Source organism: Streptomyces fructofermentans (genome assembly GCF_014651055.1).
Taxonomy (GTDB): Bacteria; Actinomycetota; Actinomycetes; order Streptomycetales; family Streptomycetaceae; genus Streptomyces; species Streptomyces fructofermentans.
The window spans coordinates 24,119-48,136 of record NZ_BMWD01000021.1 but is presented as its reverse complement, the minus strand read 5'-3'; the positions used below and the strand labels follow the sequence as shown (position 1 = coordinate 48,136).

At 68.6% G+C, this 24,018-nt stretch carries 23 protein-coding genes; 13 read left to right on the top strand and 10 right to left on the bottom strand.

Annotated features, from left to right (window positions below; genetic code table 11):
• The first annotated feature begins 215 nt into the window (after positions 1-215).
• The gene (locus IE265_RS25930) at positions 216-767 is read left to right on the top strand and encodes a DUF2269 family protein (protein ID WP_190038100.1); all 552 of its coding nucleotides are present in this window, start codon (positions 216-218) and stop codon (positions 765-767) included.
• A 5-nt stretch (positions 768-772) separates the two neighbouring features.
• Positions 773-1,639, top strand: coding sequence for a GNAT family N-acetyltransferase (locus tag IE265_RS25925; protein ID WP_190038099.1), 867 nt, complete (start codon positions 773-775; stop codon positions 1,637-1,639).
• Between the two features lie 101 nt (positions 1,640-1,740).
• On the opposite strand, the gene IE265_RS25920 is transcribed toward IE265_RS25925, so the two are convergent.
• Both IE265_RS25920 and IE265_RS25915 read right to left on the bottom strand, forming a co-directional pair.
• Positions 1,741-2,160 (bottom strand): GlcG/HbpS family heme-binding protein, encoded by a 420-nt coding sequence (locus IE265_RS25920; protein WP_190038194.1) that lies wholly within the window; start codon positions 2,158-2,160, stop codon positions 1,741-1,743.
• Between the two features lie 167 nt (positions 2,161-2,327).
• Positions 2,328-3,542, bottom strand: a complete 1,215-nt coding sequence (locus IE265_RS25915) for an MFS transporter (RefSeq protein WP_229916526.1) — start codon at positions 3,540-3,542, stop codon at positions 2,328-2,330.
• Positions 3,543-3,681: 139 nt separating this feature from the next.
• Between IE265_RS25915 and IE265_RS25910 the strand changes: the two genes are divergently transcribed.
• The gene (locus tag IE265_RS25910) at positions 3,682-4,146 is read left to right on the top strand and encodes a MarR family winged helix-turn-helix transcriptional regulator (RefSeq protein ID WP_190038098.1); all 465 of its coding nucleotides are present in this window, start codon (positions 3,682-3,684) and stop codon (positions 4,144-4,146) included.
• An 83-nt stretch (positions 4,147-4,229) separates the two neighbouring features.
• The gene (locus IE265_RS25905; RefSeq protein WP_190038097.1) at positions 4,230-4,682 is read left to right on the top strand and encodes a GNAT family N-acetyltransferase; all 453 of its coding nucleotides are present in this window, start codon (positions 4,230-4,232) and stop codon (positions 4,680-4,682) included.
• 80 nt (positions 4,683-4,762) lie between these two features.
• Here IE265_RS25905 and IE265_RS25900 read toward each other — a convergent pair whose 3' ends face one another.
• Entirely contained in the window at positions 4,763-6,151 is a 1,389-nt protein-coding gene (locus IE265_RS25900) for a serine hydrolase domain-containing protein (protein ID WP_190038096.1), read from the bottom strand.
• Between the two features lie 362 nt (positions 6,152-6,513).
• On the opposite strand from IE265_RS25900, the gene IE265_RS25895 reads away from it, so the two are divergent.
• Positions 6,514-7,080, top strand: coding sequence for a dihydrofolate reductase family protein (locus IE265_RS25895; RefSeq protein ID WP_190038095.1), 567 nt, complete (start codon positions 6,514-6,516; stop codon positions 7,078-7,080).
• A gap of 35 nt (positions 7,081-7,115) precedes the next feature.
• Here IE265_RS25895 and dnaB read toward each other — a convergent pair whose 3' ends face one another.
• A complete protein-coding gene (dnaB, locus tag IE265_RS25890) occupies positions 7,116-8,612 on the bottom strand; it encodes a replicative DNA helicase (RefSeq protein ID WP_190038094.1) in 1,497 nt (498 codons plus the stop codon).
• Between the two features lie 459 nt (positions 8,613-9,071).
• Here dnaB and IE265_RS25885 point away from each other — a divergent pair, with 459 nt between their 5' ends.
• Positions 9,072-10,409, top strand: coding sequence for an MATE family efflux transporter (locus tag IE265_RS25885; protein ID WP_190038093.1), 1,338 nt, complete (start codon positions 9,072-9,074; stop codon positions 10,407-10,409).
• A gap of 259 nt (positions 10,410-10,668) precedes the next feature.
• Here the strand turns inward: IE265_RS25885 and rplI are convergent, their stop codons facing one another.
• The 4 genes from rplI to rpsF form a co-directional block, all read right to left on the bottom strand.
• Positions 10,669-11,115, bottom strand: a complete 447-nt coding sequence (rplI, locus tag IE265_RS25880; protein WP_190038092.1) for a 50S ribosomal protein L9 — start codon at positions 11,113-11,115, stop codon at positions 10,669-10,671.
• 18 nt (positions 11,116-11,133) lie between these two features.
• Positions 11,134-11,370 carry a 30S ribosomal protein S18 gene (gene rpsR / locus IE265_RS25875; RefSeq protein ID WP_003949403.1) on the bottom strand — a complete coding sequence of 79 codons (237 nt, stop codon included), beginning with the start codon at positions 11,368-11,370 and terminating at the stop codon, positions 11,134-11,136.
• 57 nt (positions 11,371-11,427) lie between these two features.
• Complete coding sequence (locus IE265_RS25870; RefSeq protein WP_190038091.1) at positions 11,428-12,036, bottom strand: single-stranded DNA-binding protein; 609 nt, start codon at positions 12,034-12,036, stop codon at positions 11,428-11,430.
• Between the two features lie 77 nt (positions 12,037-12,113).
• Positions 12,114-12,404 (bottom strand): 30S ribosomal protein S6, encoded by a 291-nt coding sequence (rpsF, locus tag IE265_RS25865; RefSeq protein ID WP_005482942.1) that lies wholly within the window; start codon positions 12,402-12,404, stop codon positions 12,114-12,116.
• A gap of 276 nt (positions 12,405-12,680) precedes the next feature.
• On the opposite strand from rpsF, the gene IE265_RS25860 reads away from it, so the two are divergent.
• The 3 genes from IE265_RS25860 to IE265_RS25850 all read left to right on the top strand — a co-directional run bounded on the left by IE265_RS25860 (position 12,681) and on the right by IE265_RS25850 (position 15,410).
• Positions 12,681-12,980: a hypothetical protein gene (locus IE265_RS25860; protein WP_190038090.1), complete on the top strand. Its 300-nt coding sequence runs from the start codon at positions 12,681-12,683 to the stop codon at positions 12,978-12,980.
• A 211-nt stretch (positions 12,981-13,191) separates the two neighbouring features.
• Positions 13,192-14,313 (top strand): peptidoglycan bridge formation glycyltransferase FemX, encoded by a 1,122-nt coding sequence (femX, locus tag IE265_RS25855; protein ID WP_190038089.1) that lies wholly within the window; start codon positions 13,192-13,194, stop codon positions 14,311-14,313.
• A 65-nt stretch (positions 14,314-14,378) separates the two neighbouring features.
• Entirely contained in the window at positions 14,379-15,410 is a 1,032-nt protein-coding gene (locus IE265_RS25850; RefSeq protein ID WP_190038088.1) for an alanine racemase, read from the top strand.
• 97 nt (positions 15,411-15,507) lie between these two features.
• Here IE265_RS25850 and IE265_RS25845 read toward each other — a convergent pair whose 3' ends face one another.
• Together IE265_RS25845 and IE265_RS25840 are read right to left on the bottom strand one after the other, a co-directional pair.
• Positions 15,508-17,022 carry a glycosyltransferase family 87 protein gene (locus IE265_RS25845; RefSeq protein WP_190038193.1) on the bottom strand — a complete coding sequence of 505 codons (1,515 nt, stop codon included), beginning with the start codon at positions 17,020-17,022 and terminating at the stop codon, positions 15,508-15,510.
• 118 nt (positions 17,023-17,140) lie between these two features.
• Positions 17,141-19,846: a transglycosylase domain-containing protein gene (locus IE265_RS25840; RefSeq protein WP_190038087.1), complete on the bottom strand. Its 2,706-nt coding sequence runs from the start codon at positions 19,844-19,846 to the stop codon at positions 17,141-17,143.
• Positions 19,847-20,219: 373 nt separating this feature from the next.
• Between IE265_RS25840 and IE265_RS25835 the strand changes: the two genes are divergently transcribed.
• The 4 genes from IE265_RS25835 (at position 20,220) to IE265_RS25820 (ending at position 23,945) form a co-directional block, all read left to right on the top strand.
• Positions 20,220-20,903, top strand: coding sequence for a PadR family transcriptional regulator (locus IE265_RS25835; RefSeq protein ID WP_190038086.1), 684 nt, complete (start codon positions 20,220-20,222; stop codon positions 20,901-20,903).
• Between the two features lie 44 nt (positions 20,904-20,947).
• On the top strand, positions 20,948-22,030 hold the full coding sequence (locus tag IE265_RS25830) for an inositol-3-phosphate synthase (RefSeq protein WP_190038085.1): 1,083 nt from the start codon (positions 20,948-20,950) through the stop codon (positions 22,028-22,030).
• Between the two features lie 102 nt (positions 22,031-22,132).
• A complete protein-coding gene (locus IE265_RS25825) occupies positions 22,133-23,398 on the top strand; it encodes an MFS transporter (RefSeq protein ID WP_190038084.1) in 1,266 nt (421 codons plus the stop codon).
• Between the two features lie 115 nt (positions 23,399-23,513).
• Positions 23,514-23,945 carry an LppU/SCO3897 family protein gene (locus tag IE265_RS25820; protein ID WP_190038083.1) on the top strand — a complete coding sequence of 144 codons (432 nt, stop codon included), beginning with the start codon at positions 23,514-23,516 and terminating at the stop codon, positions 23,943-23,945.
• The last annotated feature ends 73 nt before the right edge of the window (positions 23,946-24,018 follow it).

The following is a 24,018-nucleotide window of genomic DNA, read 5'->3' as shown; positions in this document are numbered from 1 at the left end:
GGCGGACGCCCTCACAGCATTCGGTCCCCCGGGCTTTCACCTTGTGCGAAGAGTTCGCGGTGACCACCCCGAATTCTTCACGGAGGCGGTTCGCGATCCACACGGCCGCCCACTTGGAAGCGAACTGGAGTCCGGTCACGTACGCCGAGGCGAGTACGCGCGCTTACTCCCGCCGTCAGACGTGCCCGGTGCCCTCTACCGCCAGTTTGTTTCACGTGAAACTGAGCCGCCCCGTACGCCGGGCCACCCTCGCCGTCCACGCAGTCGCCTCCGCGGGCTGGCTCGGGCTCACGCTCGGGCTGCTCGCGCTGGGGATCACCGCCACCACCACGGGGTCCGCCGGGACCGTGGAGGCGTCGGTCCGCGCCATGAAGCTGTTCGCCGACTGGCTCCTGCTCCCTCTTGCCTTCCTGACCCTCCTCAGCGGCCTGTTGCTGGCCCTGGGCACGCCGTGGGGCCTGGCCAGGCACCGCTGGGTCCACACGAAGTTCTGGCTGACCCTGGCGACGATCACCGCCACCGTCCTCGCGCTGCGTCCAGGAGTCGCTGACGCCGTCACGGCGGTGTCGGCGGGCGGCCCACTGCCCGATCCCGCCGATGTTCTCGCGGGACCGGTCGTCTCGCTGTCCGCGTACCTGTTCATGACCGTGATCTCGATCCTGAAGCCGTGGGGGCTCACCCGGCGCGGGCAACGGCTCAGGTCCGAGGGAAACAGGACCGAAGTCCGCAAACCGGTGGACGCCGAGGACTCGCGTCGGACAGCCTGACCTGCGTGTCCAATCCACCCATCGCGTCCCTGCCCGTCCGCAGTCTGACGCTTCGAGACCTCTCCGCCTGCGCCGATCTCTCGGAGGACCGTGGCTGGCCCCGTGAGGAGCACAAGTGGGGGCTGCTCCTCGCCGCCGGCACGGGCTACGGCATCGACGACCCCGCGGGCGGCCTCGTCGCCGTCTGTGTCGTGACCACCTACGGTCCCGGGGAGCGTCCCGATCTCGCGGCGATCGGCATGGTCCTCGTCGCCGAGCGCCATGCCCGCCGGGGCATCGGACGGCGGCTGATGCGGCACGTCGTCGCCGAGCAGGGAACCACGCCTCTCACGCTGCACGCGACACCGTACGGACAGCCTCTCTACGAGGAGCTGGGCTTCAAGACGACCGGCCGGGCGGAGATGGTCCTCGGACACTTCATCCCCGGTGGATCGGCGTCCGAGGTCGCCACGCGGCCGGCCACGGCCGAGGACCTCCCGGCGATCCTCCGGCTCGACGAAGAGGTCTTCGGCTCGGACCGCACCCACATGATCACGCGACTCCCCGCCTTCGCCGACCAGTTGCGTGTCGCCGAGGCGGACGGCCTGATCACCGGATACGCGGCTGCCTGGCCCAACATGGCCACGCACGTGGTCGGCCCGTTGATCGCCCGGGACACCGAGACGGCGAAGGCGCTGATCGCCTCTCTGGCCGCGGGCACCGACCGTCCGCTGCGAACCGACATCGACGTGCGGCACGAGGAACTGCTCGCGTGGGCGAAGCGTCACGGGCTCGCTCCGACCGCCTTCAACGCCGTCATGACGCATGGCATCCCCGAGCTGCCGGGGGACTGGAGCAGGCGCTTCGCGCCCCTCACGGTGGCGGCGGGCTGAGCGTACGGCCAAGCCCGGATGCGACATGGAAGCGGGGGGNNNGGCCGCCGCTTCCATGTGCGGGCGTGCCTCGCGGCGATCGCTCCCGATGCCGCTCGTCCCTAGCCGAGTGCCTCGACGGCCGTGACGGCGAAGGAGTGGTCCTGCTCCGGGGCGCCGCCACCGACTCCGATCGCGCCGATGAGGCGGCCGTCGCGGTGGACCGGAACGCCACCCGCGATGAACAGGAGCGGTCGGTCGAGCGCGGTGGGCAGGGTGTGGAAGGGGCCGCCGGGCTGGACCGCGTCGACGAGGTCGGCCGTGGGCGCGTTCAGCTGCAGTGCGGTGTACGCCTTGCGGGTGCTGGTCTCGCCGGAGATCAGCACGGCCCGGTCGTCACGGCGGAACGCGAGCAGGTGGCCACCCGCGTCCAGGACGGTCACGCTGACCGTCACATCGGCGGACTCCGCGGCACGGCGTGCTGCCGCGACAAGTGCCTCGGCGTCCTGGGTGGTCAGCGGGGCGACGGCGGTGGTGCTCATGAAGGGCTTCTCCTGGATGAGGTGGTGCTTGGGGGCTGTGGGGGGAGTCATGGGGGGTGGTTCGTTGCGGGGCGTGGAGGATCACGCCGGGGGCGGGTCCGGTCGCTCGTGGAGACGGCCCTGTGCCGGTGTTCGGTACCGCCGGTCCGGCCGGGCCCGCCGGGGTGTCAGTGAGTGACGGCTGCCGCCGGCTGCGCGTGCTCCGCGGATACCCCCGTCACGGCCCTGCCCCGGGTTTCGGAGCGGCGTTCCAGGGCCGCCGAGAGCACGGCGAGCACCAGCGCGGCGGCGGCGAGGACGGCTCCGACCCAGTTGGGGGCGGTGTAGCCCAGGCCGGCCGCGATCACGAGGCCGCCGAGCCAGGCCGAGAGGGCGTTGCCGAGGTTGAAGGCGCCGATGTTCACGGCGGAGGCGAGCGTCGGGGCGCCGTGCGCCTGGTCGAGCACCCGCTTCTGCAGCGGCGGCACGGTGGCGAATCCGAGAGCACCGATGAGGGTGATGGTCACGGCCGCCGCCACCTGGTTGTGGGCGGTCAGCGTGAAGAGGGCGAGCACGACGGCCAGGGCGCCCAGCGAGACGTACAGCATCGGCATCAGCGCGCGGTCCGCGTACCGGCCGCCGACGAGGTTGCCGCCCACCATGCCGAGCCCGAAGAGGACGAGAAGCCAGGTGACGGAGCCTTCGGCGAAGCCTCCGACGTGCGTCATCATCGGCGCGATGTAGGTGATCGCCGCGAAGACCCCGCCGAAGCCGAGGACCGTCATCGCCATGGCGAGCAGCACCTGGACGTTCTTGAAGGCGGCCAGCTCGTGGCGCAGGCGCACACCTTCCGCCTTGGGCATGTCGGGGACGAGCCGCGCGATGCCTGCGAGGCCGAGAACACCGAGACCGGCGACGACGGCGAACGTCACACGCCAGCCGGCGGACTGCCCGATGAGGGTGCCCAGCGGGACACCGACGACATTCGCGACGGTCAGGCCGGTGAACATCATCGCGATGGCGCCGGCCTTCTTGTCGGGTGCGACGAGATCCGCGGCGACGACCGACCCGATGCCGAAGAAGGCGCCGTGCGCGAGTGAGGCGACGACCCGTCCGATCAGCATGACCGAGAAGCTCGGAGCGACGGCGGAGAGCAGGTTGCCGACGATGAACAGCCCCATCAGCAGCATCAGCATCCGCTTGCGGGACACCTTCGTACCGAGGACGGTCATCAGCGGCGCGCCGAACATCACACCCAGCGCGTAGCCGGTCACCAGGAACCCCGCGGTGGGGATGGAGACACCGAAGTCGCCCGCGACCTCGGGCAGCAGGCCCATGATCACGAACTCGGTGGTGCCGATCCCGAAGGCCCCGATCGCGAGGGCCAGAAGCGCGAGAGGCATGGAAGGAACCTTCCCAGAAGATTGCAGGAGCGCTTTACGTTCGCTCACAATAATTGCAGACGCGGGTTACTTGCAAGCGCGGACTATTGCGCTCGTGCTCTACCCTGGTTCTCAGCCGCTCCTGGACGGAGGAACCGCCATGACAGCCACGGACCCCGCACTCACCGCCCTCGCCCAGGGCTGGTGCGCCCTCTCGCTGCTGCACGGGAGGATCGAGGCCCACATCGAACGGGCCCTGCAGGGCCGGCACGGATTGAGCGTGCGCGAGTACTCGCTCCTCGACGTACTCAGCCGACAGCACGACGGCGAGGGCGGCCATCTCCAGATGAAGCAGGTCGCCGACGCCGTGGTCCTCAGCCAGAGCGCCACGACCCGCCTGGTGACCCGCCTGGAGGACCGCGGACTGCTGTCGCGCTACCTGTGCCCCACCGATCGCCGCGGGATCTACACCAACGTCAGCGCGGCGGGCCTGCGATTGCTCGATGAGGCACGCCCCACCAATGACGGCGCTCTGCGTGAGGCCCTCGACGAAGCAGCCGAGAACCCCGAGCTGGCTCCCCTGGTCCGCGTCGTGGAGTCGGCGAGCGTTTCGGCACCCGCTTAGGCGTCCTCCGGGCCCGCTCGGGCGCCACCGGGGCCGGGGATCGCGCCCGGCCCTCGCGGAGGCCGTCTGCGTAGGCTTCCGGCATGGGAGATCTTGAAATACGCCCCGCCGTCGCGGCCGACGTGCCGGCCGTGGTCGCGATGCTCGCCGATGATCCGCTGGGGGCCCTGCGGGAGTCACCGGACGACTTGACCCCGTACCTGGCGGCCCTGGAGCGCCTCGCCGCCGATCCGAACCAGCACCTGGTCGTCGCCGAACGCGACGGCCGTGTCGTGGGCACCCTTCAGCTCACGATCATTCCCGGGCTGTCCCGCAAGGGGGCGACCCGCTCGGTCATCGAAGGCGTGCGCGTCCACGCCGACGAGCGGGGCAGCGGTCTGGGCACCCGCTTCATCGAGTGGGCCGTGGAGCGATCTCGCAGCGAGGGCTGCCAGTTGGTCCAGTTGACCTCCGACGCCACCCGCACCGACGCGCACCGGTTCTACGAGCGGCTCGGATTCACGGCTTCGCACGTGGGCTTCAAGCTGCAGCTCTGACGGGCCGTCCAGGAGGTGTCCTGTTTCACGTGAAACAGGACACCTCACCCGGAAGCCGGCACCCTACCGGGAGTGCGGAGTCACCGAATCCCGCGCCAGCCCTCGGGATCCACTCCACCGGGCACCGAGGGCCCGTCCTCGTACGGCTGACGCGTGAACACGAACGAACCGAGGTCCAGGTGGCCGACCGTGCCGTCAGGCCGCCGTACGGCCGTCAGGAGCTCGCCCGCGAAGTAGCCGTCGAGGCCCGTCCAGCCGTCGCCGGGTCCGTTCCGGAACCGTGACCGCCGGCCATTGCCCGCCAGAGGCCCGAGCGACAGGCCTCCGTCGGCCGTGACCCGCAGCGCGAAAGCACTGGTCCCCCAGTACCAGGGACCCGCCAACTCCAGCACGTCATGGTCGACTTCGGGCAGCGGCCGCCAGGGTTCCGGAATCCTGGGCTCGGCCTCCGCGACGATCCGCACGAGGTCGGCGGCGACCGCGGAGACCGCCGGTCCCGAGGTGCAGTTGGCCAGGACGACCGCCGCCAGGTCGTCCTCGACGCCGATCATCATGCCGGCGAGGAATCCGGGCAGGGAACCGCCGTGGCCCACGAGCATGCGGCCGTCGCGGAGCTGGATCTGCATCCCGAGTCCGTACGCGCTGCCTGCCGCCACCTCCTCCGCCTCGGGCGGCGCGGCCGGCGTCCGCATCTCCAACACGGACCCGGCGCTCAGCACCCGGTCGTCCCCCTTGGCCAGGAAGGCCGCGAAACGGGCCAGGTCGCCGGTGGTCGACCAGAGTTGGCCCGCCGGCGCCATCCGGCCCAGGTCCTCGCTGGGCTCCGGCAGCATCACGTCCGCCCAGGGATGCACGGCCCAGCCGCCCGCATGCGGCGCCTGCGGCTGTCCGCTCGTACGCGTCAGCCCCAGGGGTTCGAGGACCTCCTCGCGCAGGACCTGCTCCCACGGAGCGCCCCTGAGTTCCTCGACCAGGGCGCCCAGCAAGGTGTATCCGGGGTTCGAGTAGTGGAACCGCCGCCCGACGGGATGCCGGTGCGGCTGCTCGCCCAGTACGTCGGCCAGCTCGGGGCGGAGCGAACCGGGAGTGCGCTCCCACCAGGGGGCCGGTGATTCGGCGGCCAAGCCAGCGGTGTGGGCGAGGAGTTCCGCGATCGTCGCCTCCCCCGCGCCCGTGCCCGGGAGGTGCTTCTCCAGGGGGTCGCCGAGGTCCAGCACGCCCTCGTCACGCAGCCGCAGCACGAGGACGGCGGTGAAGGTCTTGGTGATCGAGCCGATGCGGTACTGCACGTTCTCGTCCGGCCCGTGACCGTCCACGCAGGTGCGGGAGCCGTGCCAGACCGTCCGGCCGCCGCGGACGACGGCCGCCACCAGCGACGGCGACCGGCCTTCGGCCTGAGCGGTGGCGATGCGGTGGAGCAGGGCGCGGCGCGTGGTGGGGAGCAGTTCTTCCCCGGGAGTGATCGTCATGGGCCAAGTCCACCCGTCCCGGCGTCCCACGTCGAGTGCATTCGGGCCCGGCCCGCAGGATCCCGCCGTTCGTCACCTGCCGATCGCGCGTTGCCCGGGCGCAGTTGGCCGTCCCACGGCCTCGTCACCGACGATCCGTCTCGAATCCGTGCGATCTCTTCGCGAGGCCGAGGGCGAGGGCTGGGGCTGGGGCTGGGGCTGGGCGCGGTCGAGGGCGAGATCAGGCGACTTGCCCCGAGTCGACCGAATACACCACTCTGAGCCCCGGGTACGACGACCACCGGCGAGCCCACATCGCGCGCGACGAGTTTCCGGCCCCGCGCCGGTCTGCGCGCCGGACACCCACGGACGGAAGGCTGGGCATGCGGAAACTGATCTACGGCATGAACCTCACCCTGGACGGCTACATCGCCGCGCCCGGCGACGACATCAGCTGGGGCGGACCGCCGAGCGACGAGCTGTTCCGGTGGTGGCTCGACCACGAGCGGGAGAGCGGCCTGACGCTGTACGGGCGCAAGTTGTGGGAGGCGATGAGTTCCCACTGGCCGACGGGCGACCAGCAGCCGGGCGCCACCCCCGCGGAGATCGAGTTCGCGCGGAACTGGCGGGACACGCCGAAGGTGGTGTTCTCCTCCACGATCGACAAGGTCGACTGGAACACCCGCCTGGTCACCGGCGACGCGATCGCCGAGATCACCCGGCTCAAGGCCGGGGACGGCGGCCCCATGAGCATCGGCGGCGCGACGCTCGCCGGGGCGGCCATGCGCGCCGGGCTGATCGACGAGTACGCGATCGCCACCCATCCTGTCCTGGTGGGCGGCGGCACGCCGTTCTTCACCGCGCTGGACGGCTGGGTGGGACTGAACCTGGTGGAGACGCGGACGCTTCCCGGCGGCGTGGTCCTGACCAGGTACGAGACCAGGCGCTGAGCAGCAGCACCCACGCGCCGGGCACCGACTCGACGTCAGGTCTGTGCCATGTCCACGAATCGCGAGTAGTGGCCCTGGAACGCGACCGTGATCGTGGCCGTCGGGCCGTTACGGTGCTTGCCGACGATGATGTCCGCCTCACCGGCTCGCGGGGACTCCTTCTCGTACGCGTCCTCACGGTGGAGCAGGATCACCATGTCCGCGTCCTGCTCGATGGATCCGGATTCACGCAGGTCGGAGACCATCGGCTTCTTGTCCGTGCGCTGTTCGGGACCACGGTTCAGCTGGGAGAGCGCGATGACGGGCAGTTCCAGCTCCTTGGCCAGCAGCTTCAGGTTTCGCGACATGTCGGAGACCTCCTGCTGACGGCTCTCGGACCGCTTGGAACCGCCGGCCTGCATCAGCTGGAGATAGTCGATGATCACGAGCTTCAGGTCGCTGCGCTGCTTCAGCCGACGGCACTTGGCGCGGATCTCCATCATCGACAGGTTCGGGGAGTCGTCGATGTAGAGCGGCGCCGCCGAGACGTCCGGCATCCGGCGGGCGAGGCGGGTCCAGTCCTCGTCCGTCATCGTGCCGGACCGCATGTGATGCAGCGCCACCCGCGCCTCGGCGGACAGCAGACGCATCGCGATCTCGTTGCGGCCCATTTCCAGCGAGAAGATCACGCTGGGCATGTTGTGCTTGATCGAGCAGGCGCGGGCGAAGTCGAGGGCGAGCGTCGACTTACCCATGGCGGGGCGGGCCGCGATAATGATCATCTGGCCGGGGTGCAGGCCGTTGGTGAGCTGGTCGAGGTCGGTGAAGCCGGTGGGGACACCGGTCATCTCCCCCGACCGCGAGCCGATCGCCTCGATCTCGTCGAGCGCGCCCTCCATGATGTCGCCGAGCGGCAGATAGTCCTCGGTCGTGCGCTGCTCGGTGACCGCGTAGATCTCGGCCTGGGCGCTGTTGACGATCTCGTCGACGTCGCCGTCGGCCGCGTATCCCATCTGTGTGATGCGCGTGCCGGCTTCCACCAGGCGTCGCAGGACCGCGCGCTCGTGCACGATCTCCGCGTAGTACTCGGCGTTGGCGGCGGTGGGGACGGTCTGGACCAGCGTGTGCAGGTAGGAGGCGCCGCCGACCTTGGTGATCTCGCCGCGCTTGGTGAGCTCCGCGGCGACCGTGATCGGGTCGGCGGGCTCGCCCTTCGCGTAGAGGTCGAGGATCGCGCTGTAGACCGTCTCGTGCGCCGGACGGTAGAAGTCGTGGCCCTTGAGCACCTCGACGACGTCGGCGATGGCGTCCTTGGACAGCAGCATGCCGCCGAGGACGGACTGTTCGGCGTCCAGGTCCTGCGGCGGCACCCGCTCGAAGGAGGAGCCCCCACCGTCCCAGCCGCCGTCGTCCGAGCCGCGGTCGTGCTGGTCGTCGCGGCCTCGGCCCCCGTCGCGGCCTCGGCCCCCGTCGCGGCGCCGACGGGAGGCGGGCAGACGATCACTGGGACCGCTGTCGGCCCACGGGTCGTCCAAGGGTTCGGAGATACTCACCGGACCACCTCCTCCCGTCCGCCGCGCGGACCTCGCCGTGCCACTCATTCCTACGGCACGACACTGACAATTGGGACGCCCGACTCCGGTTCTGACGCGTCGGTTTTGTGAGCTTTCCGAGGACGGAGGAGGGGACAGGCGCCGCACCACGGTAGGCCCGCGGGCACCGTCAGCCAATCTGGTTATCCACAGGCCATGTGGACGACGGCCCCTATGCTGTGGAGAACTCCGCGAAACCTGTGTACGACTCGGTGGACAGCCCTGTGAACAAGCACTCAGACAGTTTTCCGTATCCCCGTTGACCTGCAGGTATCCCGTCCACCGCCTGTGCAGAAGAAAAACTTTTCCCACGGGCTCAAGATCGACGCGAATGACGCGCGACGCCGCGCGCAACGAGACTCCAAGTAAGGGTCTACAGCGAGTTGCATCTCTTACCTGTGGAAGATTAGATTGATGCCCATGACACAGGCTCCCGCGGCGCCCAGGACCGCCCGGCGTCGGCACGATCGAGAGATCATCGCGCTGACCGTTCCGGCCTTCGGCGCACTCATCGCCGAGCCCCTCTTCCTGATGGCCGACACCGCCATCGTCGGCCATCTCGGCACCGCGCAACTCGCCGGCCTCGGCATCGCGGCGGCACTCCTCGCCACCGCTGTGAGCGTCTTCGTCTTCCTCGCGTACGCGACCACGGCCGCCGTCGCCCGACGGGTCGGCGCCGGCGATCTGCAGGCTGCCATCCGTCAAGGCATGGACGGCATCTGGCTGGCCCTGCTGCTCGGAGCCGCTGTCATCGCTCTCGTACTTCCGCTGGCGCCCGCGCTGGTGGACCTCTTCGGCGCATCCGAGACTGCCGCGCCCTACGCCATCACCTATCTGCGCATCTCGGCCCTCGGTATCCCCGCGATGCTCGTCGTCCTCGCAGCCACCGGCGTTCTGCGCGGACTGCAGGACACCAGGACACCGCTGTACGTCGCTGTCGCCGGCTTCGTCGCCAACGCCGTCCTCAACGTGGGCCTCGTCTACGGCGCAGGCCTCGGCATCGCAGGTTCCGCCTGGGGCACCGTCATCGCTCAGCTCGGCATGGCCGCCGCGTACCTGTTCGTGGTCGTCCGCGGGGCGCGGAAGCACGGGGCGTCACTGCGCCCCGACCTCGCCGGGATACGCGCGTGCGCTCAAGCCGGCACACCACTTCTGGTCCGCACCCTCTCGCTGCGGGCCATTCTCATGATCGCGACAGCCGTAGCGGCCAGGCTCGGTGACGCCGACATCGCGGCGCACCAGATCATCCTGTCGCTGTGGAGCCTGCTCGCCTTCGCGCTCGACGCCATCGCCATCGCCGGACAGGCCATCATCGGACGCTACCTGGGGGCGGGTGACGCACAGGGCGCCAGGGACGTGTGCCGCCGCATGGTGGAGTGGGGCATCGGCGTCGGTGTCGTGCTCGGCGGACTGGTGATCGTCTCCCGTCCGCTGTTCCTCCCCCTCTTCACCAGCGACTCATCGGTGCACGACGTGGCGCTGCCCGCTCTGCTGATCGTCGCGCTCTCACAGCCGATCTGCGGCATCGTCTTCGTCCTGGACGGCGTGCTGATGGGCGCCGGGGACGGCCCGTATCTGGCGCGGGCCATGCTGCTCACCCTGGCGGTCTTCGCCCCCGCGGCTCTGCTGGTACCCGTCCTCGGGGGCGGACTGACCGCGCTGTGGGCCGCGATGACCCTGATGATGACCATGCGAATGCTGACACTGTGGCTCCGCACCCGCTCGGGCCGCTGGGTCGTCACAGGCGCCACGCGCTGAGCGTTTCACGTGAAACAGTGCCGCCCGTGGGCACGCACCCGTACCCACGCCATTCCCGTGCGCGCCGGCTCACGGCTCACGGCTCACGGCTCACGGCTCACGGCTCACGGCAGGACCAGATCACGTGGTTTCACGTGAAACACCGGGCGGGCTTGCACCACGGAAGCTGCCGAAACGAGCCCGGTCCGCGCTGAACCCATGAAGAAGGGCCGCACCCCAGGGGGTGCGGCCCTTCTCTCAGCTCTGCCGAGCGCAGCGGTCAGGCTGCGACAACCTCGATGTTGACCTTGGCGGCCACCTCGGGGTGCAGACGCACGGACGTCTCGTGAGCGCCCAGCGTCTTGATCGGCGCGCCCAGCTCGATGCGGCGCTTGTCGACCTCGGGGCCACCGGAAGCCTTGATCGCCGAAGCGACGTCGGCCGGGGTGACGGAGCCGAAGAGACGACCGGCGTCGCCGGAGCGAACGGCCAGACGGACCTTGACGCCTTCGAGGCGGGCCTTGATCTCGTTGGCCTGCTCGATGGTCGCGATCTCGTGGATCTTGCGAGCACGACGAATCTGCTCGACGTCCTTCTCGCCGCCCTTGGTCCAGCGGATCGCAAAGTTCCGCGGGATCAGGTAGTTGCGAGCGTAACCGTCCTTGACGTCCACGACGTCGCCCGCTGCACCGAGGCCGGAGACCTCGTGGGTGAGGATGATCTTCATGTTTCGGTCACCCTTCCCTTATCGCGCAGTGGAGGTGTAGGGCAGCAGCGCCATCTCACGGCTGTTCTTCACAGCCGTGGCGACGTCACGCTGGTGCTGCGTGCAGTTGCCGGTCACGCGGCGGGCACGGATCTTGCCGCGGTCGGAAATGAACTTCCGCAGCATGTTCGTGTCCTTGTAGTCCACGTACGTGACCTTGTCCTTGCAGAATGCGCAGACCTTCTTCTTCGGCTTGCGCACAGGCGGCTTCGCCATGGGTGTTTCTCCTGTGTGATCAAGAAGTGTGGGTACGGCCCACCTTCGGCACTGGGCCTAGAAGGGGGGCTCGTCCGAGTAGCCGCCGCCGGAACCGCCGGAACCGCCGGAGCTTCCGCCCCAGCCGCCTCCGCCGCCGCCCTGGTTTCCGCCGGCAGGAGCGCTGGTCGCCCAGGGGTCGTCGGCGGGAGCACCGCCGCCGCCACCCTGCTGACCGCCGCCGGAGCTTCCGCCCCAACCGCCGCCACCCTGCTGGCCGCCGCCGGCGCCGCCGCCGCTGTAACCACCCTGGCCGCCGCGACCCGTGGTCTTGGTGACCTTGGCCGTGGCGTTCTTCAGGCTGGCGCCGACTTCCTCGACGTCCAGTTCGTAGACCGTGCGCTTGACGCCCTCACGGTCCTCGTACGACCGCTGCTTCAGCCGGCCCTGCACGATGACGCGCATGCCTCGCTGGAGCGACTCGGCGACGTTCTCCGCCGCCTGACGCCAGACCGAGCAGGTCAGGAACAGGCTCTCGCCGTCCTTCCACTCATTGGTCTGACGGTCGAAGGTGCGGGGAGTGGACGCGACACGGAACTTCGCGACCGCCGCACCGGAGGGGGTGAAGCGCAGCTCGGGGTCGTCGACAAGATTGCCGACGACCGTGATGACGGTCTCGCCTGCCATGGGGGAACCTCTCGGCGGGTTTGCTGCTGGCTGCTGGTGCTGCTACTCGATGCCCGAGTTCAGCTGAGCTGGAGAGCTCAGTGGGTCTCGGGACGGAGGACCTTGGTCCGGAGGACCGACTCGTTCAGGTTCATCTGGCGGTCGAGCTCCTTGACGACCGCAGGCTCGGCCTGCAGGTCGATGACCGAGTAGATGCCCTCGGGCTTCTTCTTGATCTCGTACGAGAGCCGACGACGGCCCCAGGTGTCGACCTTCTCGACCTTTCCGTTGCCCTCACGGACGACGGAGAGGAAGTTCTCGATCAGGGGGGCGACAGCGCGCTCCTCCAGATCGGGGTCGAGGATGACCATCACCTCGTAGTGACGCATGTGGAACCCACCTCCTTTGGACTCAGCGGCCACGGTCGTTCCGTGGCAGGAGGGTTGTGATGCGTAAGCAACGGTATCCGCCGCCACTGACAATCGGGCCCGTCGACCGGAGAACCGAGCGATGGACGATGTCATGGCCTGGGCAGACACTGGTGCAGACGGTACAGACTACCTGCACACCCGCTTCCGGTTGAAATCCGGGCCCGTAGACCGGCAATCTGTACGGATCGGGTGTGTACGGCGCTACCATGCGCCGCCTTCCGCAGGAGGTGCCACATGGCACAGGCATTGCGACCCAACACCGTCGGTTCCCTGCTCGCCACCGACCACAAGCCCCATCCGCTGCAGGACACGCTGCTCGCCGTGACGCTGGTCCTCGGAGTCCTGGCCTTCGTCACCGCGATGTTCCACCACCTTCACGTGCTCAGTTCCTGGGCGGGCCTGGTGGGCATCCTCAGCGGAGCGGCCGGACAGTTCGTCTCCGTGACGACCCGGGAACGCTTCGGGATGATCCTGGGCCTCGGTGCCTCCGCCGTCGGCTTCTACCTCGGCATGGCTCACGGCGGACTCATCTGACCGCCACGCCGACCCGGCGGACACCGGGCGGCGGCCTCACGGAATGCCGGCCGCGACGGCCGGACGGGACCTCGCAGTGCCCCGGCCGCGTGCCGGTCGGGGCACAGGTTCCATACGGCCAGGCAGGGCGCTCGCAGGGCGCAGTAGGCTTCGGCGCGAGAGCCGGAGCCCTTGTACCCATGGGGACACACCAGCCCGAGGAGCGCCCCGAATGAGCCTGACCCTGAGGACCATCAGCCGAGAGCAGCATCTGGCATACATCCAGAGCCTGCCCGCGGCCAGCCACATGCAGGTCCCCGCCTGGGCAGATGTCAAGGCGGAGTGGCGCTCCGAGAACCTCGGATGGTTCGACGACAGGACCGGCGAGATGGTCGGGGCGGGCCTCGTTCTGTACCGCCAGCTGCCCAAGATCAAGCGCTACCTCGCCTATCTGCCCGAGGGCCCGGTCATCAACTGGTTCGCGCCGAATCTGAGCGACTGGCTGGATCCGATGCTCGCGCACCTCAAGCAGCAGGGCGCCTTCTCCGTGAAGATGGGCCCGCCGGTGATCATCCGGCGCTGGGAGGCCACGTCGATCAAGCGCGGCATCCAGGACCCGGACGTCAAGCGACTGCGCGACATCGAGGCGGACTTCATCGAGCCGCGCGCCTTCGAGGTCGCCGACAAGCTGCGCCGCATGGGCTGGCAGCAGGGCGAGGACGGTGGCGCCGGCTTCGGTGACGTCCAGCCGCGCTACGTCTACCAGGTGCCGCTCGCCAACCGCTCCCTCGAGGACGTCCACAAGGGCTTCAACCAGCTGTGGCGACGCAACATCAAGAAGGCCGAGAAGGCTGGCGTCGAGGTCGTCCAGGGCAGCTATCAGGACCTGGAGGAGTGGCAGCGCCTCTACGAGATCACCGCCCTGCGCGACCACTTCCGGCCCCGACCGCTGTCGTACTTCCAGCGCATGTGGACGGCCCTCAACACCGAGGACCCCAACCGCATGCGGCTCTACTTCGCCCGGCACGAGGGTGTGAACCTGTCCGCCGCCACGATGCTGGTGGTCGGCGGACACGTCTGGTACTCCTACGGCGCCTCGGACAACATCGGGCGTGAGGTCCGGCCCTCGAACGCGATGCAGTGGCGGATGCTTCGGGACGCCTACGCGCTCGGTGCCACCGTCTACGACCTGCGCGGCATCTCCGACTCGCTGGACGAGACCGACCACCTCTTCGGACTCATCCAGTTCAAGGTGGGCACGGGTGGGCAGGCTGCGGAGTACCTCGGCGAATGGGACTTCCCGCTCAACAAGCTGCTGCACAAGGCGCTCGACATCTACATGTCGCGCCGCTGACGTACCAGAATCAGCTTTCACACCTCTGATACACCGCTGCCACGAGAAAGGTTCCAGGGCCGGCCATGGCGCTCACCCTCTACGTCGACACCGCGCGCTGGCGGGCGCACCACAAGCACGTGTCCGAGCAGTTCCCGGGGCTCGTCCCGGTCTGCAAGGGCAACGGCTACGGCTTCGGCCATGAGCGGCTCGCGGACGAGGCCACCCGCCTGGGCTCCGACATCCTCGCCGTCGGCACGACGTACGAGGCCGCTCGGATCAAGGACTGGTTCGGCGGCGATCTCCTGGTGCTCACGCCCTTCAGACGCGGCGAGGAGCCCGTTCCGCTGCCCGACCGGGTCATCCGGTCGGTCTCGTCCGTCGACGGCGTCTACGGCCTCGTGGGGGCCCGTGTCGTCATCGAGGTCATGTCCTCCATGAAGCGCCACGGAGTCAGCGAGCAGGACCTGCCCCAGCTCCACGCCGCCATCGAGAACGTACGGCTCGAAGGCTTCGCGATCCACCTTCCCCTGGACCGCACCGACGGCTCGGACGCCGTCGAGGAGGTCATCGGCTGGATGGACCGGCTGCGCGCGGCACGCCTGCCGCTGCACACCATGTTCGTCAGCCACCTCAAGGCCGAGGAACTCGCCCGGCTGCAGCAGCAGTTCCCCCAGACCCGCTTCCGCGCCCGCATCGGCACCCGGCTCTGGCTGGGGGACCACGACGCGACGGAGTACCGCGGGGCCGTCCTGGACGTCACGCCCGTCTCCAAGGGCGACCGCTTCGGGTACCGCCAGCAGAAGGCCGCCTCGGACGGCTGGCTGGTCGTCGTGGCGGGCGGTACGTCGCACGGGGTGGGCCTGGAGGCCCCGAAGGCCCTGCACGGCGTCATGCCGCGCGCCAAGGGCGTTGCCCGCGCCGGTCTGGCCACGGTCAACCGGAACCTCGCCCCGTTCGTCTGGGGCGGCAAGCAGCGCTGGTTCGCGGAGCCCCCGCACATGCAGGTGTCGATCCTCTTCGTGCCCTCGGACGCCCCGGAGCCGACGGTCGGCGAGGAGCTGGTGGCCCATCTGCGCCACACCACCACGCAGTTCGACCGCATCGTCGAGGTCTGACGGCTCGGACGCACCACGGCGGAAGCCGGCACGACGAAGGGCCGTACACGGAGTCCGTGTACGGCCCTTCGTCGTGGGCCCGCCCAATCGTGTTCGCTCAGAGCGAACGCCGCTGCGCCGGCTCCCCTTCGTTCCCCCAGTCGACGTACGGGCCGTCGTACTGCGCCGCGTGCTTCGGCGGATGGGCCGCGGCGCCCAGGACGAAGACGTCCTCGGCCCCGTCCAGCACCCCGCCGGACGGGTCGTCGTCCCCGGACCTGCGCACCACGTCCCGCTCGGGCATCAGGATGTCCCGGACCACGACGGCACAGAGGTAGAGCGTCCCCAACAGGTGCACCAGGATCGCCAGTTGGTAGCCCTCCGTCGGCAGCCCCTTGTGGGCGTCGCCGCTGGTCGTGTAGGCGAGATACATCCAGATGCCGAGGAAGTACGCCACCTCGCACGCCTGCCAGATCAGGAAGTCGCGCCACTTCGGGCGGGCCAGCGCGGCGAGCGGGATCAGCCACAGCACGTACTGGGGCGAGTAAACCTTGTTCGTGAGGATGAAGGCCGCCACGATCAGGAAGGCCAGCTGGGCGAAGCGCGGCCGGCGCGGTGCCGTCAGCGTGAGGGCGGCGACGCCCACGCAGCAGACCAGCATCAGCAGGGTGGCGATGGTGTTGACGGTCTCGGTGGCGAGCTGGAGCTCCAACCGCTGGGACATGATCAGCCAGAAGGAGCCGAAGTCGATGGGGCGTTCCTGGCTGAAGGAGTAGAACTTCGCCCACCCCTCGGGCGCCAGCAGCATGATCGGAACGTTCACGATCAGCCAGGAGCCCACGGCGCCGAGCAGCGCCGTACCGAACTCCCGCCACCTCCCCGCCCGCCAGCAGAGCACCAGCAGCGGCCCCAGCAGGAACAGGGGGTACAGCTTCGCGGCCGTGGCGAGCCCCAGGAGGACCCCGAAGGCGAGCGGACGGCTCCTGGACCACATCAGCATCGCCGCGGCCGTCAGAGCGACCGCCAGCAGGTCCCAGTTGATGGTGGAGGTCAACGCGAAGGCGGGGGCCAGGGCGACCAGCAGGCCGTCCCAGGGGCGGCGGCGATGGGTGCGGGTCACGCACACGGCGATGACGGCGGCACACGCCATCAGCATCCCGGCGTTGACCATCCAGTAGACCTGCTCCTGGTGCTGGATGCTGCCGCTGCCCGGGGTCAACCAGGCGGCGACCTCCATGAAGACACCGGTGAGCACCGGGTACTCCAAGTACTCCATGTCGCCTTCGAGCTTGTCGAAGTACGGCACCAGCCCGTCCGCGAAGCCGCGCCCCTGGTAGAGGTGCGGGATGTCCGAGTAGCAGGCGTGCGTGTACTGCGAGCTGGCCCCGAAGAACCAGCCGCCGTCGTAGCAGGGCAGCTTCTGCACCATGCCGAGGGCGAACATGCCGAGGGCGACCAGCGCGATGACGCGCACGGGGGTCCACCAGGACGCGCCGAGCAGGGCGCGGCGCCCGAGGGGGCCGCCGAACAGCTCACTGCTGGCCGCAGCGACCGGGTCCTCCTTGGTCGGCCGCACCAGGTCCGGCTCGTGCGCGCTCACTCGCGTCGTTTCTGCACTGGGCATGCCGCACATCCTGCCGTACGCGCCTGGGAATACGCCGAGGGCCGCCGCACCGAGTCGGTGCGGCGGCCCTCGTTTCACGTGAAACACCTCATTGCGAATGTTTCACGTGAAACACCCACAGCGGCAGCTATCCGGAGGATCCTCCGAAAAGGCCTCCATTGCCGTTGCCTCTGTTGTTCCCCGTGTCATCGGATTCCGTCGGTGACGCGGTCACACCGCCGTTGGAGCCACCGGTATCGGTGCCGCCGTTGTTGTTGCCTCCGTCGTCCTCACAACCGAAGCCGAAGCTGCCGCAGGTCTGAGTCGGCGTGGGCGACGGGGAGAACTCCGGCCTGCTCGGCGTGGGGCTCGGCGGGGCGCTCTCCTCCTCTTCCTCCTCCGTCTCGGTGGGCGAGGGGGTGGGAGTCGGGCTCGGGACGTCGTTGACGACCTGACCGATGGGCTCAGGCGTCGGGAAGGGCTCCACCTTCGCGTTCTTGAGCGCCTTCTCCATGTAGTCGTGCCAGATCTCGGCCGGGAAGGAGGCGCCGTGAATCTTGTCCTGGCCACCCGTTCCGTACATCTCCAGGAACTCGCGCTTCTTGTTCGACTCGTCGTCGTCCATGCGGTACATGGAGATCGCGGTCGAGAGCTGCGGGGTGTAGCCGACGAACCAGGCCGACTTGTTGCCGTCGGTGGTTCCGGTCTTGCCCGCCACGGGCCGGTTGGCGAGCTTCGCCGCCGTACCCGTGCCCTTGTCCACGACCGTCGTCAGCACGTCGGTGACGTTGTCGGCGACCTGGGCGGTGAACGCCTGCTTGGTCGTCGCCACGTCGTCGTGCTTGAAGACGACTCCGTCCTTGTTGGTGATCTCGTCGACCGAGAACGGCTCGTTCTGCTTGCCGCTCGCCGCGAAGGTCGCGTAGGCGCCGGCCATGCGGATCGCACTCGGGTCGGAGGTACCGATCGAGAAGGACGGGAAGTTGGCGCTGGCCAGGGAACCGGGCTTGATGCCGGCGTCCAGGGCGGACTCCCTGACCTTCTCCAGACCGACGTTCATGCCGAGCTGGACGTAGGCGGAGTTCGAGGAGACGCGCATCGCCTCACGCAGGTCGATCTGGAAGTTGGGCGGGTTGTACGACTCGTCGCCGTCGTTGCGCTGGAGCCACTCCTGCCCGTCCTTGTCCGTCCAGACGCTCCCGTCGTACTCCTGGATCTTGAGCTTGTTCTTACCGCTGTACAGGCTCTTGGGGGAGATCTTGATCCGCTCGTCCTGGGCCTGGGTCGGCTCACCGTCGGGGTCGAGCACACCCCACTTCATGGCAGCCGCGAGCACGAAGGGCTTGAACGTCGAACCGACCTGGGCACCGGTCTGGTCCGCGTTGTTGGTGAAGTGCTTCGTCGCGTCCTCGCCGCCGTAGATGGCCTCGATGGCCCCGGACTCCGGGTTGACGGACGCTCCACCGAACTGGACGTGCTTGTCGGTCCTGGGGCGGACCTTGGTGTTGATGTTCTCCTTGCGGACCTTCTTGACGGCGTCCTCGAGCTGCTTGACCTTCTTCTTGTCGAAGGTCGTGTGGATCTCGTAGCCGCCCCGCTGGAGCTGGTTCTCGGTGATCCCCGTCTTCTCGCTGTTGTTGACGATGTAGCCCTTGGCGAGGTCCACGAGGTAGCCGACCTGGCCGCCGAGCTGCGCGTTCGAACGCGGGCTCTTGAGCGTCGGGAAGTCCTTGTACTTGGCCCGGTCGGTCGCGCTCAGGCGACCGTCCTTGACCATCTCGTTCAGGATCCACTCCGTGCGCCGCTCCGCCCGGTCCCGGTTGGCTTCGGGGGTGGCGGCGGGATCGACCGAGGTCGCGCCGGCGGGGTCGTAGTACGTGGCGCCCTTGAGCACGGCGGCCAGGAACGCGCACTGGTCCGCCTTGAGCTCCTCGGCGTCCTTGCCGAAGTACGTCCGTGCGGCCGCCTGGATGCCGTAGGCCCCGCGCCCGTAGTACGCGGAGTTCAGGTAGCCGGCCATGATGTCTTCCTTGTCGACCTGGGCGCCGACCTTTATGGAGACGAAGAGCTCCTGGAACTTCCGGGTGAGCGTCTGCGACTGATCGTCCAGCATCGCGTTCTTCACGTACTGCTGGGTGATCGTGGAGCCACCCTGGGTCTGACCGCCCTTGGCCATGTTGAACAGGGCGCGGCCGATACCCATCGGGTCGACGCCCTTGTCGCTCTCGAACGTCTTGTTCTCGGCTGACATGACCGCATAGCGCATTTCCTTGGGAATGCGCGAGTAGTCGATGATCTGCCGGTTCGTCTCACCACCGGTGGCGACCATCTGCGTGCCGTCGGACCAGTAGTAGACGTTGTTCTGCGCTTCCGCCGTCTTGGCGACCTCGGGAACGCCCACGAGCGCGTACGCGACCCCCGCGACGGCCATCATGCTGCCGCAGAAGCCGATGAACAGTCCCGACACGAGCTTCCAGGACGGCACCCAACGGGCACCCCCGTACTTGCCCGCGCGGGGATAGTCGATGATCCGCTTGTTCGGCGGCTCTGCTCCACGGGCCCGGACCCTGCCGGGGCCTCCGGGCAGCCCGGAGCCACCGCGTCGGCCGGCCCCTGCGGGGCCATCGGCGGCTCTGCGCCGGCCACCGCCCGTGCTCCTCTGGGCAGCCCGGCGGGACTCCGCGCGGCTGCCGGACTGGTTCTCGTCACCTCCCGAGTCGTAAGAGTCGGAAGGAAACCCGGTTGCGCCTCGCGGTGCCGCACGGCGGCCGGAGGACGAACCTGTCTGGCCGCGTCGGGCCGCGGCACGTCCGCCGCCCTGCGGCTGCGGCGATTTGCGACGGTGCTCGCTCATCGAACGATTACTCCTCGGGCAGGCGCGTGTGAGCGCGCCTGGAAACGGCAGCTGGTTTCCGGTCCCCCCGAAGTACGGATGCGGTCGTTGTTGCATTCACCCGTACTGCACCGGGGACGAGGACGTCCCCACGCGTCACTCGGTTCCCCGTGGTTTGCATGGCGCACAGACTACGCACCGTCAAACCCCGCCTAGGACCGAAGTTCACCTCAAATCAGGCAACTTGCTCCTTCTGAATCTCCGATGTGACGCCGTTCACCGTGCCCCCTCTTGTCCCATGAGCGCAACCGATCTATCGTGCTGATGTATCGAGTCGATACATCAGCTCGGCATAAAGACCGTCACGGCAGGGCCGCGGCAGAGAGGAGGCGAGATGAGCCGGCGCTCCGGGATCCTCGAGTTCGCCGTCCTCGGCCTGCTCCGCGAGTCCCCGATGCACGGCTATGAGCTGCGCAAACGCCTCAATACGTCACTGGGTGTGTTCCGTGCGTTCAGCTACGGGACGCTCTACCCCTGCCTCAAGACGCTGGTCGCCAACGGCTGGTTGATCGAGGAATCGGGAAGTACTCCCGAGGACGCCCTCGCGACAGCGCTCTCCGGACGCCGGGCCAAGATCGTCTATCGGCTGACGGCGGAAGGTAAGGAGCACTTCGAGGACCTCCTCTCGCAAACGGGCCCCGACGCCTACGAGGACGAGCACTTCGCCGCTCGTTTCGCGTTCTTCGGGCAGACGTCGCGGGATGTACGGATGCGGGTGCTCGAGGGCCGCCGCAGCCGCCTCGAGGAGCGACTGGAGAAGATGGGCGCCTCACTGGCGCGCACCCGGGAGCGCCTCGACGACTACACGCTTGAGCTCCAGCGCCACGGAATGGAGTCCGTGGAGCGCGAAGTGCGCTGGCTGAACGAGCTCATCGAGAGCGAGCGGGCCGGTCGGGACCAGCGTCGTCCCGCGTCCGAAGGATCCGCTCAGCAGGACAGCACATCTGGAGAGTCGGGCGGCCTGCCCCGGCACGGGGAAATCCCCGGGCCGGATCCGTTCGACGACACCGCCACGTGAAGCCCGGTCGGGACTTCACCGAGAACAAACAGGGAGCAACCGGAATGGGTTCGGTTCGCGTAGCCATCGTCGGCGTGGGCAACTGCGCCGCCTCGCTGGTGCAGGGCGTCGAGTACTACAAGGACGCCGACCCGGCGACCAAGGTGCCGGGCCTGATGCACGTCCAGTTCGGCGACTACCACGTCGGTGACGTCGAGTTCGTCGCCGCCTTCGACGTCGACGCGAAGAAGGTCGGCCTCGACCTCACGGACGCCATCGGCGCCAGCGAGAACAACACCATCAAGATCTGCGACGTCCCGAGCAAGGGCGTCACGGTCCAGCGCGGTCACACGCTCGACGGTCTCGGCAAGTACTACCGAGAGACCATCGAGGAGTCCACCGAGGCCCCGGTCGACATCGTCCAGATCCTCAAGGACCGCCAGGTCGACGTTCTCATCTGCTACCTGCCCGTCGGTTCCGAGGACGCGGCGAAGTTCTACGCCCAGTGCGCCATCGACGCCAAGGTCGCCTTCGTCAACGCCCTTCCGGTCTTCATCGCCGGCACCAAGGAGTGGGCGGACAAGTTCACCGAGGCGGGCGTCCCGATCGTCGGCGACGACATCAAGTCGCAGGTCGGCGCCACCATCACGCACCGTGTGATGGCGAAGCTGTTCGAGGACCGCGGTGTCCGTCTTGAGCGCACCATGCAGCTCAACGTCGGCGGCAACATGGACTTCAAGAACATGCTGGAGCGGGACCGCCTCGAGTCCAAGAAGATCTCGAAGACGCAGGCCGTCACCTCGCAGATCCCCGACCGCGACCTGGGCGAGAAGAACGTCCACATCGGTCCCTCGGACTACGTGGCGTGGCTCGACGACCGCAAGTGGGCGTACGTCCGCCTCGAGGGCCGCGCGTTCGGCGACGTCCCGCTGAACCTCGAGTACAAGCTCGAGGTCTGGGACTCCCCGAACTCCGCGGGTGTCATCATCGACGCGCTGCGCGCCGCGAAGATCGCCAAGGACCGCGGCATCGGCGGCCCGATCCTCTCCGCGTCGAGCTACTTCATGAAGTCCCCGCCGGTCCAGTACTTCGACGACGAGGCCTACGCCAACGTCGAGAAGTTCATCAAGGGCGAGGTCGAGCGCTGATCCAGGCCACACCACGGCGCGGCGGGACACCACGCGCCAAGGTCTGTTGAGGGTCCCCGGGTGCTGCACCCGGGGACCTCAGCCGTATGTGAGGCTGTGCCCATGGCTGTCGTACGGGACCTGCGTGTACTTCTGCGCTTCCGGAACTTCCGGCGTCTGCTCGCCGTACGACTGCTCTCGCAGGGTGCCGACGGTGTCTACCAGGTGGCCCTCGCCACCTATGTCGTCTTCTCGCCCGAGAAGCAGACGTCCGCGGCCTCGATCGCGTCCGCCATGGCCGTGCTGCTCCTGCCGTACTCACTCGTCGGCCCCTTCGCGGGCGTCCTCCTCGACCGCTGGCGACGCCGCCAGGTCTTTCTGTACGGCAACCTGCTGCGGGCCCTGCTGGCCGCGCTGACGGCCGTCCTGATGCTCAGCCACGTACCGGACTGGCTCTTCTACGCCTCTGCCCTGTGCGTCACCGCGGTCAACCGCTTCGTCCTGGCGGGCCTGTCCGCCGCGCTGCCCCGCGTCGTCGACTCCGAACGGCTCGTGGTCGCCAACTCCCTCTCTCCCACGGCCGGCACGCTCGCGGCGACCGTCGGCGGCGGACTGGCGTTCGTCGTACGGATCGTCGGCTCGGATTCCGACGCCGTAGTGGTCCTGGTCGGCGCCGCGTTGTACATGGGCTCCGCGCTCGCCTCGCTCCGCCTGGCACCGGACCTGCTCGGCCCGGACCGGAAGTCCGCACGGCCCGGACTTCGGAAGGCACTCCTGGGCTCGGCACGCGGCCTGGCGGCGGGTGTACGCCATCTGGCCTCTCCCGCGCGGAGGGAGGCCGCATGGGCGCTCACAGCGATGACGCTGATGCGGTTCTGCTACGGCGCGCTGACGGTCATGGTGCTGATGCTCTGCCGGTACGCCTGGTCGTCCGGACCCGACGACGACGGGCTCGCCCTGCTGGGACTGGCCGTGGCCGCCTCCGGGGCGGGTTTCTTCGCCGCGGCCGTACTGACTCCGGCGGGAGCCAGGCGTTTCGGGCCCGGCGGCTGGATCGCCGTCTGCGCCGGATCCGCCGCGATTCTGGAGCCCGCGCTGGGGCTGCCGTTCAAGGAAGTCACCACGCTGATCGCGGCCTTCGTCCTGGGGCTGACGACCCAGGGAGCGAAGATCGCCACCGACACTCTGGTCCAGTCGTCGGTCGACGACGGCTTCCGTGGCCGGATCTTCGCCGTTTACGACGTCCTGTTCAACGTCGCCTTCGTCGGCGCGGCGGCGGTGGCCGCCTTGATGCTGCCTGCTGACGGCCGCTCAGTCGCACTGGTGATCACGGTGGCCGTTACCTACGGAGCGGTAGCTGCCGCTATGGCCCGATTTGAGCTGCACTAAGTGTCACATCAATGACACAGAGCCCATCCGGGCTACAGAGTTGTCAGCGGCGACCGGTAGCTTACGTGCGTCTTATTTCGCGCCAAGCGCTCCTACGTACAAGGGGGACCCCCAAGTGACCACTCCGCCGCCCCAGGGCCAGAATCCGTTCGCTCAGGGGCAGCCGCCCCAGGGGAACCCGTACGGCCAGCAGCCGGCCGCGCCCTACGCGCCGGTTCCGCCGGAGCCGCCGAAGCGCAGCATCAAGAAGTACTTCCGCGTCATCATCATCGTCATCGCCCTCATAGTCGCCGGTGCCGGCTGGCTTGCGAGCCGGGACGACGCTCAGGCCGCCAAGGTCGGCGACTGCATGAGCATCGGCAACCCGAACAGCGCCACCGACCCGGAGCTCGAGGTCGTGGACTGCAGCAACTCCAAGGCCGCGTACAAGGTCGAGCAGAAGAAGAGCAACGACTCGGGCTGCGACCGCACCAAGTACGCCGAGTACACCGAGACCGGCGGCGGCAGCGACTTCACCCTCTGCCTGTCGGAGATCTCCGCCAAGTAGGGGACCGCTGACGCGCTCGGAGGCCGTTGTTTCACGTGAAACAACGGCCTCCGAGGTGTCCAGCCACACGGAC

Excerpts from the sequence above, each read along its gene's own strand:
- IE265_RS25920 (WP_190038194.1), bottom strand. The coding sequence starts at position 2,160 with ATGAGCACCACCGCCGTCGCCCCGCTGACCACCCAGGACGCCGAGGCA.
- IE265_RS25915 (WP_229916526.1), bottom strand. The coding sequence starts at position 3,542 with ATGCCTCTCGCGCTTCTGGCCCTCGCGATCGGGGCCTTCGGGATCGGC.
- IE265_RS25910 (WP_190038098.1), top strand. The coding sequence starts at position 3,682 with ATGACAGCCACGGACCCCGCACTCACCGCCCTCGCCCAGGGCTGGTGC.
- IE265_RS25905 (WP_190038097.1), top strand. The coding sequence starts at position 4,230 with ATGGGAGATCTTGAAATACGCCCCGCCGTCGCGGCCGACGTGCCGGCC.
- IE265_RS25900 (WP_190038096.1), bottom strand. The coding sequence starts at position 6,151 with ATGACGATCACTCCCGGGGAAGAACTGCTCCCCACCACGCGCCGCGCC.
- IE265_RS25895 (WP_190038095.1), top strand. The coding sequence starts at position 6,514 with ATGCGGAAACTGATCTACGGCATGAACCTCACCCTGGACGGCTACATC.
- IE265_RS25885 (WP_190038093.1), top strand. The coding sequence starts at position 9,072 with ATGACACAGGCTCCCGCGGCGCCCAGGACCGCCCGGCGTCGGCACGAT.
- rplI (WP_190038092.1), bottom strand. The coding sequence starts at position 11,115 with ATGAAGATCATCCTCACCCACGAGGTCTCCGGCCTCGGTGCAGCGGGC.
- rpsR (WP_003949403.1), bottom strand. The coding sequence starts at position 11,370 with ATGGCGAAGCCGCCTGTGCGCAAGCCGAAGAAGAAGGTCTGCGCATTC.
- IE265_RS25870 (WP_190038091.1), bottom strand. The coding sequence starts at position 12,036 with ATGGCAGGCGAGACCGTCATCACGGTCGTCGGCAATCTTGTCGACGAC.
- rpsF (WP_005482942.1), bottom strand. The coding sequence starts at position 12,404 with ATGCGTCACTACGAGGTGATGGTCATCCTCGACCCCGATCTGGAGGAG.
- IE265_RS25860 (WP_190038090.1), top strand. The coding sequence starts at position 12,681 with ATGGCACAGGCATTGCGACCCAACACCGTCGGTTCCCTGCTCGCCACC.
- femX (WP_190038089.1), top strand. The coding sequence starts at position 13,192 with ATGAGCCTGACCCTGAGGACCATCAGCCGAGAGCAGCATCTGGCATAC.
- IE265_RS25850 (WP_190038088.1), top strand. The coding sequence starts at position 14,379 with ATGGCGCTCACCCTCTACGTCGACACCGCGCGCTGGCGGGCGCACCAC.
- IE265_RS25845 (WP_190038193.1), bottom strand. The coding sequence starts at position 17,022 with ATGTGCGGCATGCCCAGTGCAGAAACGACGCGAGTGAGCGCGCACGAG.
- IE265_RS25840 (WP_190038087.1), bottom strand. The coding sequence starts at position 19,846 with ATGAGCGAGCACCGTCGCAAATCGCCGCAGCCGCAGGGCGGCGGACGT.
- IE265_RS25835 (WP_190038086.1), top strand. The coding sequence starts at position 20,220 with ATGAGCCGGCGCTCCGGGATCCTCGAGTTCGCCGTCCTCGGCCTGCTC.
- IE265_RS25830 (WP_190038085.1), top strand. The coding sequence starts at position 20,948 with ATGGGTTCGGTTCGCGTAGCCATCGTCGGCGTGGGCAACTGCGCCGCC.
- IE265_RS25825 (WP_190038084.1), top strand. The coding sequence starts at position 22,133 with ATGGCTGTCGTACGGGACCTGCGTGTACTTCTGCGCTTCCGGAACTTC.